The sequence below is a fragment of the Nocardia blacklockiae genome, from assembly GCF_015477355.1.
Taxonomy (GTDB): Bacteria; Actinomycetota; Actinomycetes; order Mycobacteriales; family Mycobacteriaceae; genus Nocardia; species Nocardia blacklockiae.
The window spans coordinates 83,121-98,126 of sequence record NZ_JADLRJ010000005.1 but is presented as its reverse complement, the minus strand read 5'-3'; the positions used below and the strand labels follow the sequence as shown (position 1 = coordinate 98,126).

General features: G+C 69.7%; 13 protein-coding genes. 7 read left to right on the top strand and 6 right to left on the bottom strand.

The window, feature by feature from the left end; all coding sequences use genetic code 11:
* Positions 1 to 33 precede the first annotated feature (33 nt).
* From IU476_RS16670 to IU476_RS16660, 3 genes are all read left to right on the top strand, one after another.
* Positions 34 to 1,185 (top strand): acetyl-CoA C-acetyltransferase, encoded by a 1,152-nt coding sequence (locus IU476_RS16670; RefSeq protein ID WP_195101960.1) that lies wholly within the window; start codon positions 34 to 36, stop codon positions 1,183 to 1,185.
* 29 nt (positions 1,186 to 1,214) lie between these two features.
* On the top strand, positions 1,215 to 3,230 hold the full coding sequence (locus tag IU476_RS36190) for a molybdopterin-containing oxidoreductase family protein (protein ID WP_195101170.1): 2,016 nt from the start codon (positions 1,215 to 1,217) through the stop codon (positions 3,228 to 3,230).
* A 196-nt stretch (positions 3,231 to 3,426) separates the two neighbouring features.
* On the top strand, positions 3,427 to 5,202 hold the full coding sequence (locus IU476_RS16660; RefSeq protein ID WP_195101168.1) for a CocE/NonD family hydrolase: 1,776 nt from the start codon (positions 3,427 to 3,429) through the stop codon (positions 5,200 to 5,202).
* 31 nt (positions 5,203 to 5,233) lie between these two features.
* Here IU476_RS16660 and IU476_RS16655 read toward each other — a convergent pair whose 3' ends face one another.
* Complete coding sequence (locus IU476_RS16655) at positions 5,234 to 5,662, bottom strand: hypothetical protein (protein ID WP_195101165.1); 429 nt, start codon at positions 5,660 to 5,662, stop codon at positions 5,234 to 5,236.
* A 539-nt stretch (positions 5,663 to 6,201) separates the two neighbouring features.
* Positions 6,202 to 7,047 carry a helix-turn-helix transcriptional regulator gene (locus IU476_RS16650; RefSeq protein WP_195101163.1) on the bottom strand — a complete coding sequence of 282 codons (846 nt, stop codon included), beginning with the start codon at positions 7,045 to 7,047 and terminating at the stop codon, positions 6,202 to 6,204.
* Positions 7,048 to 7,133: 86 nt separating this feature from the next.
* On the opposite strand from IU476_RS16650, the gene IU476_RS16645 reads away from it, so the two are divergent.
* Positions 7,134 to 7,889, top strand: coding sequence for an SDR family oxidoreductase (locus tag IU476_RS16645; RefSeq protein ID WP_195101162.1), 756 nt, complete (start codon positions 7,134 to 7,136; stop codon positions 7,887 to 7,889).
* A gap of 24 nt (positions 7,890 to 7,913) precedes the next feature.
* On the opposite strand, the gene IU476_RS16640 is transcribed toward IU476_RS16645, so the two are convergent.
* Genes IU476_RS16640 through IU476_RS16625 form a run of 4 tightly spaced genes read right to left on the bottom strand, consistent with a single transcriptional unit; the run spans position 7,914 to position 11,390 of the window.
* Entirely contained in the window at positions 7,914 to 9,002 is a 1,089-nt protein-coding gene (locus IU476_RS16640; protein WP_195101160.1) for an NAD(P)H-dependent flavin oxidoreductase, read from the bottom strand.
* Entirely contained in the window at positions 8,999 to 9,754 is a 756-nt protein-coding gene (locus tag IU476_RS16635; protein ID WP_195101158.1) for a CoA-transferase subunit beta, read from the bottom strand. The genes IU476_RS16640 and IU476_RS16635 overlap by 4 nt, the downstream gene beginning before the upstream one ends.
* Entirely contained in the window at positions 9,751 to 10,626 is an 876-nt protein-coding gene (locus tag IU476_RS16630; RefSeq protein WP_195101156.1) for a CoA transferase subunit A, read from the bottom strand. The genes IU476_RS16635 and IU476_RS16630 overlap by 4 nt, the downstream gene beginning before the upstream one ends.
* Positions 10,626 to 11,390 carry an enoyl-CoA hydratase family protein gene (locus IU476_RS16625; protein ID WP_195101155.1) on the bottom strand — a complete coding sequence of 255 codons (765 nt, stop codon included), beginning with the start codon at positions 11,388 to 11,390 and terminating at the stop codon, positions 10,626 to 10,628. Before IU476_RS16625 ends, IU476_RS16630 begins: the two co-directional genes overlap by 1 nt.
* Before the next feature lie 56 nt (positions 11,391 to 11,446).
* Here IU476_RS16625 and IU476_RS16620 point away from each other — a divergent pair, with 56 nt between their 5' ends.
* The 3 genes from IU476_RS16620 to IU476_RS16610 all read left to right on the top strand — a co-directional run bounded on the left by IU476_RS16620 (position 11,447) and on the right by IU476_RS16610 (position 15,004).
* Positions 11,447 to 12,247 (top strand): SDR family oxidoreductase, encoded by an 801-nt coding sequence (locus IU476_RS16620; protein ID WP_195101958.1) that lies wholly within the window; start codon positions 11,447 to 11,449, stop codon positions 12,245 to 12,247.
* 11 nt (positions 12,248 to 12,258) lie between these two features.
* A complete protein-coding gene (locus IU476_RS16615) occupies positions 12,259 to 13,176 on the top strand; it encodes an SDR family oxidoreductase (protein ID WP_195101154.1) in 918 nt (305 codons plus the stop codon).
* A 610-nt stretch (positions 13,177 to 13,786) separates the two neighbouring features.
* Positions 13,787 to 15,004: a hypothetical protein gene (locus tag IU476_RS16610; RefSeq protein WP_195101153.1), complete on the top strand. Its 1,218-nt coding sequence runs from the start codon at positions 13,787 to 13,789 to the stop codon at positions 15,002 to 15,004.
* Positions 15,005 to 15,006: the final 2 nt, after the last annotated feature.

Sequence of the window (15,006 nt, the reverse complement as noted above, 5' to 3'; positions counted from 1 at the left end):
TCCGCACCGTCCGCCCGCCGCCAGTACGCGCCCCTGCGGGAGGCGTACGTCATCGATGCCGTGCGCACCCCCGTCGGCAAGCGCGGCGGCGCACTCGCCGGTGTGCACCCGGCCGACCTGGGCGCGGCCGCCCTGCAAGGGCTGCTCGGGCGCACCACGCTCGACCCGATCCGGGTGGACGACGTGATCTTCGGCTGCGTCGACGCGATCGGCCCGCAGGCCGGCAATATCGCTCGCACCGCGTGGCTGGCCGCCGGCTATCCCGAGGCGGTGCCGGGCGTGACCGTGGACCGGCAGTGCGGATCCAGCCAGCAGGCCATCAATTTCGGCGCGCAGGCCATCATGAGCGGCACCGCGGAGGTGATCGTCGCGGGCGGCGTGCAGAACATGAGCGCCATCCCGATCTCGGCGGCCATGCTGGCGGGCAAGGAGTACGGCTTCGAGTCGCCGTTCGTCGGCGCGCAGGGCTGGGACCACCGCTACGGCACCGGCGAGGTGTCGCAGTTCCACGGCGCGCAGCTGATCGCCGAGAAGTGGGACATCAGCCGCGAGGACATGGAGCGCTGGGCGCTGCGCAGCCACGAACGCGCCCGCAAGGCCATCGCCGAGGGCAAGTTCGACGGCGAGATCGTGCCGGTCGGCGACTTCTGGATCGATGAGGGCCCGCGCGAGACCAGCCTGGAGAAGATGGCCGGGCTCAAGCCGCTCGGCGAGGGCAGCCGCCTCACCGCGGCCGTCGCCAGCCAGATCTCCGACGGCGCGAGCGCCACGCTGCTCGCGTCGGACTGGGCGGTCGAGGAGTACGGGCTGCGGCCGCGGGCGCGCATCCACCACGTCAGCGCGCGCGGCGCGGACCCGATCTACATGCTGACCGCGCCCATCCCGGCGACCAGGTGGGCGCTGGAGAAGACCGGTCTCACCATCGACGACATCGACGTCGTGGAGATCAACGAGGCCTTCGCGCCCGTGGTGCTGGCGTGGCTGAAGGAAACCGGCGCCGACCCGGACAAGGTCAACGTCAACGGCGGCGCGATCGCGCTGGGCCACCCGCTGGGCGCGACGGGCGCGAAGCTGTTCGCCACCCTGCTCAACGAGCTGGAGCGGGTCAACGGCCGCTACGGCCTGCTCACCATCTGCGAGGGCGGCGGCACCGCCAACGCCACCATCATCGAGCGGCTGAGCTGAGCCGCGGGTAAGCCCCTACCATCGGTCGGGTGAAGGTACTCGGCGCATGCCCGCTCGACTGCCCGGACGGGTGCTCCTGGGTGGTGACCGTCGAGGACGGCAAGGCCGTCGGGCTGCGGGGCAACAAGGAGCATCCGGTCACCCGCGGCGCGCTGTGCGTGAAGGTGAACCGGTACCTCGAGCAGCTGCACGCGCCCGACCGGATCACCCATCCGCTGCGGCGCGTCGGCCGCAAGGGCGAGGGGCGCTTCGAGCGGATCGGCTGGGACGAGGCGCTCGACGAGATCGCCACGCGGCTGCGCGGGATCGTCGACGAGTACGGCGGCGAGGCGATCTGGCCGTTCCACGGCACCGGCAGCCTCGGCTATATCCAAGGGCTGGAAGGCTTCTCGGGGCGGCGGTTCTTCAACGTGCTGGGCTCGTCGCTGCACGATCCCACGATCTGCTCGATCTCGGGCACGCTGGGGATGAAGTACACGCTCGGCACCTCGGGCGGCATGGACCCGGAGGATTTCGCGAAGTCGAATCTGATCCTGCTGTGGGGCACCAATCCGCTCACCTCCGGGCACCACGTGTGGAAGTTCATCCAGGACAGCGGCGCTCACACGGTGGCGATAGATCCGGTGCGCAGCCGCACCGCCGAACGCTGCGACGAGCATCTCGCGCCGCTGCCCGGCACCGACGCCGCGCTGGCCCTCGGCCTGATGCACGTCATCGTCTCGCTGGGTGCGCAGGACGACGCCTTCTTGGCCGATCACACCGTCGGCTGGGACGAATTCCGGTCGCGCATCGAGGAATTCACTCCGGAGCGGGTCGCCGCCATCACCGGCCTCCCGCAGGAGCGGATCGTGGCGCTCGGCGAACGGATCGCCCGCACCCGCCCGACGGCCATCCGCGCCTCGCAGGGCATCCAGCGGCACGCGGGCGGCGGCATGGCCCTGCGCACGCTGGCCTGCCTGCCGGGCGTCACCGGCGACTGGGCGATTCCCGGTGGGGGACTGCACTATTCGACGACCGGGCACTTCAAGTTGAACGTGCCGGAGCTGGTGCGGTTCGATCTGCTGCCGAATCCGGTGCGCATGCTGTCGCAGACCCGCATCGGCGAGGGTCTGCTGGCGACCGCCGATCCGCCGGTCAAGGCGCTGTTCGTGATCGCCGCCAATCCGGTCGGCTCCAATCCGGACCAGAACCGGGTGATCGAGGGACTCGCGCGCGAAGATCTGTTCACCGTTGTGCTGGAACACTTTCCGACCGACACCGTGGACTACGCCGATATCGTGCTGCCCGCCACCATGCAGCCCGAACACCTCGACGTGCTGGCCGCCTACGGGAACATGTACCTGGTGTGGAACGAGCCGGCGGTCGACCCGCCAGGCGAATGCCTGTCCACCACCGAGACGTTCCGGCGCCTGGCCCGCCGCATGAACCTGACCGAACCCTCGCTCTACGACTCCGACGAGGACCTGGCCCGGCAACTGCTGAAGGACTTCGACATCGAGCGCCTGCGCTCCGACGGCTTCCTGCGCGTCGAGCCCGGCCCGGTGCCCGCGGACAAGCTGAACTTCCGTTCCGCGCGGGCGGAAATGGCCGGGCACGATCCGCTGCCGGGTTACACGCCGCCCGCGGAACTGGTCGGCCGCGACTTGCTGCTCGACCACACGTCGCCCGCGGACCCCGGGGACGGACTGGTCCTCATCTCCGCCGCCTCGCACTACTTCCTCAACACCACCTTCGCCAACAACCCCGAATTGGCCCGCCGCGCAGGCGAACCCCGCGTCACCCTGCACCCCGACGACGCCGCGTCCCGCGACATCGCCGACGGCACACCGGTACTCGTCTCGAACGACCGAGGCTCCTTCGAAGCCGTCGCCGAGGTCTCCGACCGAGTCCGCCCCGGCGTCGCCGCCACCTCGAAGGGCCGCTGGCGCAAACTGACCGGCGGCCCCACCCCCAACGCCACCATCGAGGAACGCGACTCCGACTTCGGCGGCGGCGCGGTATTCCACGACAACCGGGTCCGGATCACCCGTCAGGACTCGAGGTAGACCGCTCCTCTGCCCGTCGCGATATCCAGCGCGCGCCGATAGCGTGTCGGAATATCCGGCCTCGATTCGTATAGGGGTTACGGGTCGGGAAGGGTGCCGGAGTTCTACCCTGGATATGTGCCGGATCCTTTCTCCGACAATGGTTTTCGCGATGCTTGATTCATGACCACATGAACGGAATTGGGGTGCGCGAACAATGACCGATCCTGTCGTCACGGTGACCGACGAGACTCTTCACGACATCGAGGTCAATGGTGTTTGGGCGGGCGGGCTGACTTTCAGCCCGGCCGTGCTCAGCGTGTCGCGGGCGCTGCTGGCCACGCTGCAGGGCGCCGCGGACGGTGTGCTGCCCGCAGAACTACAACAGGCGGTGAACGATGTAAGGGCCACCGCCACAATAGATTTTCCACGTTTCACCGCTCATGACGGCGTGCGCCTGTCCGCGTTCATCGTCAAGCTGAACACGTCGACCCCGTGTCCGCTGGTCGTGGTGCCGGCCGGGTGGAGCCCCTACGGCTGGTTGCCGTTCCTCTGGACCTATCTCACCTTGGCCGCGGACGGCTACCACGTCATGGCCTACACACCGCGCGGTCTCGGTGACCCGGACCTGCCGTCCACGTCGGAAGGCTATATCGATGTCGGTGGCCCGAACGACTGGGCCGACGGCTCGACGGTGCTGGATTACGCGGAGGAGTTCGGGCCCAGCACGATCGGCATACTCGGAGAGTCCTACGGGTCGGGGATCGGCCAGCTGGTCGCCGCGCACGATCCGGCGGACCGGGTGGCGGCGGTCGTGGCGCTGAGTACCTGGGGAAACCTGGCCACCAGCCTGTATGCCAACGGCACCCGGCATCTGGCCGCCATGCGGGGACTCGTCGGCTTCACCGGCGGTACCCGGGAGGAGAAGTTCGACGCCGAAACTCGCCGGATCCTCGACGATTTCGAACAGAACAGAAACATGGACGAAGTCGTCGCCTGGGGTACCGAACGCTCCCCGGAGACGTACATCGACATCACCAACGCGCGCGGTATCCCGACATTCATGTCGAACACCTGGCACGAAACCCTGTTCCCGGTCAACGAGCTGCTCCACACCTTCACCCAGTTGACGGTGCCGAAACGCCTGAACATGTGGATCGGCGACCACGGTGCTCCCGAGGGCGCCGGCCTCGTCGGCGTGCCGACCGGAACAGCTTTCCCGGGCCTGCTGACGCCGATGCGGGAGGCGCGTGACTGGTTGCGGGTCCACCTGCGGGGCGGGCAGGCGGCCTATCCGGACGAGGTGAGCAATCAGATCATGTTCACCTACCGGACCCAGCCCGTCTCCGGCGAGCGGGACCGGATCACCGTGCCCGCCCGCCGAGAGTCGCACAAGTCCTGGGCTGACGTGACGCTCAGAACCGAACGTCGATATCTCGGAAACGCCACGGGCGACGGGGAATTGGGCTCGACGCAAAGCATCGGGTGGACGCGCGACTTCCTGGCCGGCGGCCTCACCGCGGCCACGGCCGCAGACCCGGTGCTCCTGTCGACCGGGCAGCAGGAGTGGTACGGCAACCCCAAGCCCTACCGCCTCGACGAGTTCGAGCGGGACCGCCTGCTGATCTGGCTGACCGAACCGCTCGCCGGCGGCCGCGGGCTGCGCGGCGCGCCCCGACTGCGACTGACCGTGCGCAGCACCGCGAACGAGGCCACCCTGGTCGCCTACCTGTTCGACGTGGCCCCCGACAACACCGCCCGCCTCATCACCCACGAGCCGTACACCCTCGCCGACCTCGCCCCCGACGACAATCGCACCATCGAATGGCAACTCCAGGCCGCCTGCTACGACGTCTCGGACGGCCACCGCCTGGCCCTGGTCCTCAACAGCCGCGACCCGCTCTATTCGTTCGTCCGAACCGACAGCCTCAGTACCACCACCATCAGCTCCCCCACAGATACCGAGTCCTATCTCGACCTCCCCCTCGGCTGACTACAGCACCGTCCGGACAACCTAGCCACGGCTATGTGCGCGGGGTAGCCGCGTCGGCTTGCTTGCGATTCGGGTCGGTGTCCCAGAAAAAGCTGGCCCCGACCTCCGGCAGGCGCAGTTCGTGTCGCGCCGCCTGCAAGAACCGCTCGAACGAGTGTCGTAGCGGAAGGCGTTCTCGCTCGAACTGTTCCCAGTCTCGAATCTGATGATGCACTGCCTTGGTGAACAAGTCGGTCGCGGTGCGGTCCACAGCGACGGCGGCCTCGACCACCTCTGCCGATCCGTGCAGCCAGATCGCAGCGAGCGCTGTCTCCCAATCCGACAGGTATTCGATACGGACGCGCTCATGCAAGGTCGCGAACTCGGCCGGGGCCGGATCGGCGAGAGCGAGCATCCGTATTCCCTCGTAGATACGAAGTATCGCCGCCACCGCAGCCATGGCAGCCGATGTCACCCCCATCCGCTTCCCCTTCAATCCTTCGTTCTCGGACTCTGAAACATGCGCTGCCGCCTGGCTTCTCGTTCATGCTGCGTGCAGCGATCCGCTGAAGCAAGCCGATATGTCAAGTGCCAGAACTCGGTAGCCAAATTGCAGGCCATGCTTGCCGGTCAGCTCGACTGCCAGAACTGTCCTATGCGGACGGTCGTGGATGAGGCGACTGCATCACGGGCCATCATGATTGGGGACATCGTATTGTGATCCTGCTATTTTGTAGAGCCAGATTTCGTGAAAAGTGCGTATGCGCAAGGTTGTTCGACTGGGATTTATCGTTTTCGGAGTTGTGGCGGGGCTCCTGCGAGCCCGGGGGCTCCGCGTCCGCACTTTCGTCAAGACGGCGATCCGTTGGGTCCGACGATCAAACTTTTCAGAATGTGTTCTGACCGGTTCGCAGAGCCCCGACCCGGGCGTGTGGTGCCTGCCGTTCGGCCCGGTGCCACGTGGGCGGTATCTGAACCGAGCCGTCGGCGCATGACCTCGGGTGGTCGCGGACCTCGCGGCTACTTCAGGGGAGAGGACGGAACGGTCGGGTTGGCGAGGGTGCGGAAGACGGCTGCGGTGGGGGAGCCCGGGGTGGCGCAGTAGAGGATCATGCGCTGGTCGGTGTCGGAGATGTGCATGAGCTGGCATTCGAATTCCAGTGGGCCGAACTGTGGGTGGCGCACGGTCTTGCGGTGGCCGCGGCGGACCTCGACCTCGTGGTCGGACCACATCCGGGCGAAACGCGGTGAGGTGCCGAGCAATTCGGTGACGAGTTCGGCGAGTGCGGGATTGCCCGGGTAGCGGGCGTAGGCGGCACGCAGGTCCGCGACGGTGATGCGGGCGAAGGCGGCGGCGGACTCGTCGTCCCAGTGCGGGTCGTCGTCGGGCTGCCCGAAGATCCAGCGGATCATGTTGCGGTCCCGGCCGGGCCGCGCGTCGAGATCGCCGAGGAACGGCACGGCCGCCGCGTTCCAGGCCAGGATCTCGTATGCCGCGTCCACGACGTAAGCCGGTGTGGCCGAGAGGTTGTCGAGGATGACGCGCACCGACTGCGGGACGACGCGATTCGGCCCGGCGACCGGCGGCGGATTCTCGCCCGCGGTGCGGAACAGGTACTCCCGTTCGTCCGCGGACAGCATCAGCGCCCGCGCCAGCGCGGCGAGCACCTGCCGGGACGGATTCGACCCGCGCGCCTGTTCGAGCCGGATGTAGTAGTCGACCGACAGCCCGGCCAGCTGCGCCACCTCCTGCCGCCGCAGCCCCGCGGTGCGCCGGTTGAGCCCGTCCGGCAGCCCTACGTCGGCCGGTTGCAGTCGGGCTCGCCGGGTGCGCAGGAAGGCCGCGAGTTCGCTTCGATCCGCCATGGGTCCAGTCTCCGCCGCGGCCGCCGCGCGTGGGTGGTACAACCTGGTCCTCCCTGGCGCCCGCGCCGGGTGTGACCCTCGATGCCATGACGACAACAGCCCTGATCACCGGTGCCAACAAGGGCATCGGCCACGAGACCGCCCGGCAGCTGGCCGCGCGCGACAGCACCGTCCTGGTCGGCGCGCGCGACCCCGAACGCGGCCGCGCCGCCGCCGAGAAGCTGGTGGCCGGCGGCGCGGACGCCCGCTTCGTCCGGCTCGACGTGACCGACGAGCGGACCGTCGCACAGGCCGCGGAGTACATCGGCGCGGAATTCGGCAAGCTCGACATCCTGGTCAACAACGCCGCCATCACCGGTGAACCGGAAGGGGACGGGAAGGCCTCCGCCACCACCCTGGGCATGCTGCGAAAGGTCTACGAGACCAACGTCTTCGGCGTCGTGGCGGTCACCAACGCCATGCTTCCGCTGTTGCGGGCCGCAGCGGCCGCACGCATCGTCAACGTCTCCAGCGAGGTCGGCTCGATCGCCCTCACCTTCGACCCGCAGAGCCCGATGTGGCAGCTGGGCGCGATCCCGTACCCCTCCTCGAAATCCGCGCTCAACATGATCACGACCCTGTACGCCAAGGAACTCTGGGACACCCCGATCAAGGTCAATGCCGCAAACCCCGGCTACACCGCCACGGACCTCAACGGCCACACCGGATTCCGCACCCCGGAACAGGGTGCGGAACCCGTCGTCCACCTGGCGACTCTGCCCGCCGACGGACCCACCGGACAGCTGTGGGGCTACCGCTGGGGTGCGACGGACGGTGACGAGTACGGCGTGCTGCCCTGGTGATCGGGTCGGTGGGGCGGGGCGGGTCTACGAACTGGGAGCCGCGTTCGCCCCGTCGCGCAGGGCGGCGAGCGCGTCGATCCGCGCCGCGGCGTCGCCGACGATGCGATCGACTAGTTCCCGCACCGTCGGCAGATCCTCGATGATGCCGGTGACCTGGCCGGCCGCCAGCACGCCCGCCTGGGTGTTGCCCTCGACCAGACCGGCTTTCAACAGCATCGGGGTGTTGGCGGCCATCACGACCTGAGACCAGCTGAGATCCTTGGTCTTTCGCATGGCCAGCCCGTCGCGGACGATCGTGGACCACTTCATCCCGGTCATGCTCTTGAACTTGGCCGCGTTCGACACCGCCGCCGTGAGCCCGCGCCAGCGGCCCGAATGTTCCAGCCGCTCCACCAGTTCCGTGTTCAGCACCCGGTGCGGCATGCCGTCCACCTTGAGCGACACGACGGTGTCCTGGAGTCCGCGCTGGAGGTACTCGCGCTTCACCGTGTCCGGGACCGTGCTCTCCTGGGTGAGCAGGAAGCGGGTGCCCATCGCGACGCCCGCCGCGCCGTAGGACAGCGCCGCGGCCAACCCGCGGCCGTCGAAGAATCCGCCCGCCGCCACGACCGGGATGTCGACCGCGTCGAGCACCGAGGGCAGCAGCAGGGTGGTGGCGACCGGGCCGGTGTGCCCGCCGCCCTCGCCGCCCTGCACGATCACCGCGTCGGCGCCCCAGGACGCGACCTTCACCGCGTGCTTGGCCGCGCCGATCGACGGAATCACCACCACCCCGGCGTCTTTCAGCCGCGCGATGAGTTCCTTCTTCGGCGCCAGCGCGAAGGAGGCGACCCGGACCTGCTCGCGGATCAGCAGTTCGATCCGCTCCGGCGCGTCGGTGGCGTCGGCGCGGATGTTCACGCCGAACGGTTTCGCGGTGTGCGCCTTGGTCTTCGCGATCGCGGCCGCGAGTTCGTCGAACGTCATGGTGGCCGAGGCCAGGATGCCCAGCCCGCCCGCCTCGGCGGTGGCGGCGACCAGCCGCGGGCCGGCGACCCAGCCCATGCCGGTCTGCACCACCGGGTGCTCGATGCCGACCAGTTCGGTGAGCGCGGTCCTGATCCGTGCGGTCATCGGACTTCCTTGTCTCGAATTCCCTTGGGGTCCAGCACCGTTCGAATGATCCGCAGCTCCTCCTCGGTGGGCCACCGGGTGGTCTGCGCGTCCGCCAGCCCGGCCACCTCGAACGACGTGTTCTGGGCGACCTCGTCGGCCGTCACGCCGGGATGCAGCGACAGCGCCCGCAGCGTGTGGTCCGGTCCGCCGAAATCGAAGACGCCGAGATTGCTCACCACCCGGTGCAGGTGATGGAAACGGAACGCCGGATTCTCGGGATCGATCTTGTCGTAGCCGATGCCGCAGACGATGTCGACCTGCTGGCAGAACACCCGCTTGCCGTGCCGCGGCACGAAATAGCTGGTGGCGTGATTGATCGTATTGCCGGGTGCGCCGCGCACGCCGAACATCTGGCGGCTCGGCCGCTGGAGCTCGCCGAACGCCGACAGGTTCTGGTTGCCGTATCGATCGATCTGGTTGGCGCCCATGACGACGTGCCGCCGCCCGGAGGCCACCACGTCGAACACCTTGCCGAACGGAATCCAGCCCTCCGCAGGGGCTTTCGCGCCCAGCGCGGGCGTCTCGGCGAGCAGTACCGCCTCGCCGTCGGAGAGCAGCAGATCCGGTTCGAAGGTCAGCCGGGCCAGGCGCGCCCCGATGGTCGGAGTGGGCGACATCGGGCTGGCCATGATCTCGCCCGCACCGCGGAAGATCTCGGCGCAGGCGACCACGCACACCTCGGCGCGGGTCGCGGTGGTGGTGTCGGTCATCGGCGCTCCTCGAATTCGCGGACCGCGGCCTGGTATTCGGCCTCGGACACGTCCAGGTACCGGGCCTTGAACGCGGCCCAGCTCTCGGGGTCCCCGGCGGCCTCCACATAGTGCCGCTGGAACTTCTCGTCCCGGCCGTAGCCGCCGGCGAAGGTGAAGTGCGCGCCGCCCGGCGCCTCCACCACGCCGTCGACCATCATCCGGTTGAGGATGATCGCCTGCTGCGGAACGGCTTTCACCAGTTCCTCGGTGTCCACCAGGCGGTCCACCGAGAGGTAGCGGCGTTCGGCGGCCAGGCAGTACAGGTCGTCCATGTACGGGTCGACGCCCGTGTAGGCCGCGTTGCCGTGCCGGTCGCCGAGGTCCAGGTGGACGAACGCGGCGTCCAGGGTCAGCGCGGGCATGGCGACGAGCGTCTCGGTGCGGCCGTCGGCGTCGGGATACGGCGAGGACACCGTCCGCAGCTCGCCCTCCCAGAAGTTCATGACGTCCGAGCCCAGACCCGCGCGGATCGGCAGGAACGGCAGCCGGGCCGCGGCGGCCTGCAAGCCGCACTTGACCATGCCCTCGTCCATCTCGCGCACCACGATCTCGCCGCCGGTGCGGGCCTTGGCGAACCACGGATCGTAGAAGGGGGCCGAATCCAGCGAGACGAAGCCGTAGTACGCCTTGCGCACCTTGCCCGCCGAGCACAGCAGCCCGAGATCCGGTCCGCCGTAGGAGATCACGGTCAGATCGGTGACGTCGGAGCGCAGCAGCGCGCGCACGAAGGCCAGCGGCTTGCGCCGCGAACCCCAGCCGCCGAGGCCGATCGTCATGCCGCTGCGCAGCTCGCCGACCGCCTCCTCGAGGCTCATCCGCTTGTCGCGCATCACTTCTCACCCCGCTTCGCGGCCAGGTCCTCGTCGAACCGGGCGCGGATCTCGTCGGACACCCCCGCCAGGTTCAGCTCGAAGGTGAAGCCCTGCTCGTAGCGGTAGCTGCGGTGCACGTCCTGCACGTCGATGCCGTTGAGGGCGCGCTTGGCGGCCCGGATGACCCGGCCGTCCTTGGTGGCGATGTTCTTGGCGACTTCCAGTGCCGCCGAATCCAATTCGGCGCGCGGCACCACCTTGTGCACGGAGCCGAAGTGGTGCAGCTGCTGCGCGGTGACGGTGCTCGCGGTGTAGAACAGCGTCCGCATCATGTGCTGGGGCACCAGCCGCGCCAGATGGGTGGCCGCGCCCAGCGCGCCGCGCTCGACCTCGGGCAGGCCGAAGGTGGCGTCGTCGGAGGCGACGATCACGTCCGCGTTGCCCACCAGCCCGATGCCGCCGCCCAGGCAGAACCCGTTCACCGCCGCGATTACCGGCACCTGGCACTCGTAGACCGCGCCGAACGCCGCGTAGCAGCCGTGATTGGCGTCGATGAGGGTCTGGTGCCCCGGATTGCGCTGGATCTCCTTGATATCCACGCCCGCGTTGAAGCCGCGGCCCTCCGCGCGCAACACGACCACCTTGGTCTCGGGATCGCGCCCGGCCGCCGTGACGGCATCGGCCACGGCGAACCAACCGGCCGTGGGCAGCGCGTTGACCGGCGGATAGTCGATCGTGACGACCTCGATGCCCGAGGTCTCGGTGTGACGGTTGATCCCCATCGGATATCCATTCGTTGGCCAAACAAGCAAGTGCTTGGTAGGTTATCACGGTGGCAATCGAAGTGGACCTCTCCGGATCCGTCGCCCTGGTCACCGGCGGCGTCAGGGGAGTGGGCGCCGGCATCAGCCGGGTATTCCTGGACGCCGGCGCGACCGTGGTGACCTGCGCCCGTCGTCCCGCGGACGCCCCGATCACCAGCTCCGGCCGCACCGCGGAATTCCTGTCGTGCGATGTGCGCGACGGGGATTCGGTGCGCACGCTGATCGATGCCGTGGTCGAGCGGCACGGCCGGATCGACCACGTCATCAACAACGCCGGCGGCGCGCCCTTCGCCCTCGCCGCGGACGCCAGCCGCAACTTCCACTCGAAGATTGTCGAACTGAATCTGCTTGCGCCGCTGCTGGTCTCGCAGGCCGCCAACGCGGTGATGCAGAAGCAGCCCGCGGGCGGCTCGATCGTGATGGTCTCCAGCGTCAGCGGCTACCGCCCGTCGCCCGGCACCGCCGCCTACGGCGCGGCCAAGGCCGGGATCAACCACCTCGTCTCGTCGCTGGCGGTGGAGTGGGCGCCCAAGGTGCGCGTCAATTCGATGATCGTGGGCATGGTGCGCACCGAGTCCAGCCACCTGCACTACGGCGACGAGGCCGGTATCGCGGCGGTCGGCGCGACCGTCCCGCTGGGCCGGCTGGCCGCGCCGGAGGAGATCGGCAAGGTGGCCCTGTTCCTGGCCTCGCCGCTCGCCGGGTACGTCAGCGGCGGGTCGCTGCTGGTGCACGGCGGCGGCGAGCGGCCCGCGTTCCTCGCCGCGGCCACCGCCAACGAAGCGTCGAATTCCCACGCAGCACAACCGAAATGAGAGCGACGAACATGGCAGACAACACCGATCGGATCTGTGCCGGCCGCACCGTCATCGTGACCGGCGCGGGCGGGGGCATCGGCCGCGCGCACGCGCTGGCCTTCGCCGCCGCCGGAGCCAATGTGGTGGTCAACGACCTCGGCGCGGAACTGGACGGCACACCCAGCGCGGACTCGCCGGCCGTCCGGGTGGCCGAGGAGATCTTGGAACTGGGCGGCAAGGCGGTCGTGAACGGGGACGACGTCGCCGACTGGGCGGGCGCCGAGCGCCTGATCGACCAGGCCGTGCAGACCTTCGGCGGCCTGGACGTGCTGGTCAACAATGCCGGGATCGTGCGTGACCGGATGCTGGTCAACCTGTCCGAGCAGGAGTGGGACGCGGTCGTGCGGGTGCACCTCAAGGGCCACTTCGCCACCATGCGTCACGCCGCCCAGTACTGGCGCGCGGAGACCAAGGCCGGGCGCGCGGTCGATGCCCGCATCATCAACACCAGCTCAGGGGCCGGGCTACAGGGCAGCGTCGGCCAGGGCAACTACGGCGCCGCCAAGGCGGGGATCGCGGCGCTGACCATCACCGCCGCCGCGGAGTTCGCCCGCTACGGCGTCACGGTCAACGCCATCGCGCCCAGCGCCCGCACCCGGATGACCGAGACGGTGTTCGCCGACATGATGGCCAAGCCCGACGACGGATTCGACGCGATGGCCCCAGAGAACATCTCCCCGCTGGTGGTCTGGCTCGGCAGTCCCGACTCCGCCGGGGTCACCGGCCGGATGTTCGAGGTCGAAGGCGGCAAGGTGGCACTGGCCGACGGTTGGCGGCACGGTGTGCCGGTCGATCGCGGCGCGCGCTGGAATCCCGCGGAGCTGGGTCCGGTGGTGCGCGAGCTGATTGCCAAGGCGACGCCGCCGGAGCCGGTGTACGGCGCCTGAGCGCCCGCCGAATCCGACACGCACCCGCAAATCGGGCGACGCGCCGCAACCTTCCCCGCGGCATCGATCCGCCCGGCCACCGGTGACGAATGACCTTGTGCGAGTGGCGATGATCCGGATGCGATCCGATGGGGCCGGCGCGGCAGCGGCCGGCACATCGGGAGCATCCGGGCCCGCACTCGCGCCCGCGTGATCCCGGCCGGTGGTAATTCGGCTGGTCGCGAGCCGGTGGGACAGGTCACACCATCCCGCTGTGCGAGCAAACACCCGGCAGTTATGATGATCGGCATCCGTTGTATTCCCGGATGTAGAAGCGACCGGGTTGAAGATCTGCGCTGAACGATGAGGGGAAGGCAAGCGCATGACCGTTGGTCGCATAGCGCGTGTAGCGGCAGTGGCCGGGATCGTCGCCGGCTGCGGGCTGTTAGGACCTCTCGCGGCGCAGGCGCAGCCCAATGGTGGTTGTCCGCAGTGCGGGCCGTCCGGGTCCGCCGATGGTGACGGCGCGCCTCTGACCATTCCCGGGCGATCCGGCACTTCCCCGTCGCCGCGATATTCGTCCTCGCAGGACGGGTCCGCGCAGGTCCCACCCGCGCGGACGCCGGGCGAGGTGTCGCGCGGTTCGGCACAGCAGCAGACCGCGGCGGGTGACGCGAGTCAGGCCCCGGCCACGCGCGACGCGGCCGCGGGCATCGGACTCCTCGAACTACCCGGGCTGCTCGGTACCGGCTCGGCCAGCATTCTCGGCACCGGCTCGGCAGCCGTGGGCACGGGTTCCGCGGCGCTCGGCGCAACGGGTTCCGCCGCCGTGGGTTCGGCGGGCGCGGCCACCGGCTCGGCCGTGCTCGGCACCGGTTCCGCCGCGGCCGACACCGGTTCGGCGGCCGTCGGATCGGCCGGTGCCGCAACGGGTTCGGCGCTCGCCGGAGCCGGATCGGTCGTCGGCCCCGCCCTCGCGGGCACCGGTTCCGCCGCGGGCGGCGCTCTCCTGGGTACAGGCTCCGCCACCGGCGCTGCCCTCGCAGCCCTGTTCGGCACCGGTTCCGCCGCAACGGGTTCCGCGGCTGTCGGCACGGGTTCGGCGTTGGCTGCCCTGCTCGGTACGGGTTCCGCCGCAACAGGTTCAGCGGCTGTCGGCACGGGTTCGGCGCTGGCCGCCCTGCTCGGTACCGGCTCTGCCGCAACAGGTTCGGCTGCGGTGGGTACCGGCTCCGCGCTGGCGGCGTTGCTGGGCACGGGCTCGGCCGCCACCGGTTCGGCGGCTGTCGGCACGGGTTCGGCGTTGGCTGCCCTGCTCGGTACTGGTTCTGCCGCAACGGGTTCGGCTGCGGTGGGTACCGGTTCCGCGTTGGCGGCGTTGCTGGGCACCGGCTCGGCCGTGACGGGTTCCGCCGCAACGGGTTCGGCGGCTGTGGTCCTCTCGCCGCTGCTGCTTCTGCTGCTGCTCCAACCGGTTCCGGTGCCGCCCCCGCCGGCGGTCCCGGCCCCGCCCCTGGCCGTGCCGCCCGTTCCGGTGCCGGCCATTCCCGCGCTGCCCGCGCTCGCGCCGCCGGTTCCGGTGGCCGCGCCCCCGGCGGCTCCCGCACCTCCGCCGCCCCCGCCCGCGGCCCCGCCGCCCGCGGTGCAGGCGCAGCCGCCGAATCACAACGTGCGCCCCACCTCCGCCGACGGCCTGCTGCCGCCGGTCAAGGTGCTGAGCGTGATCGGCGGCCTGGCCGCCATGGCACTGGCCGCGGCCGGCTCGGGCGCGGTGAGCTTCCAGAGCGCCTCGGCCGCACAGGCCCGGATCGACGCCGCACGCGCGGAATTCTTCGGACCGCGGGCATGAGG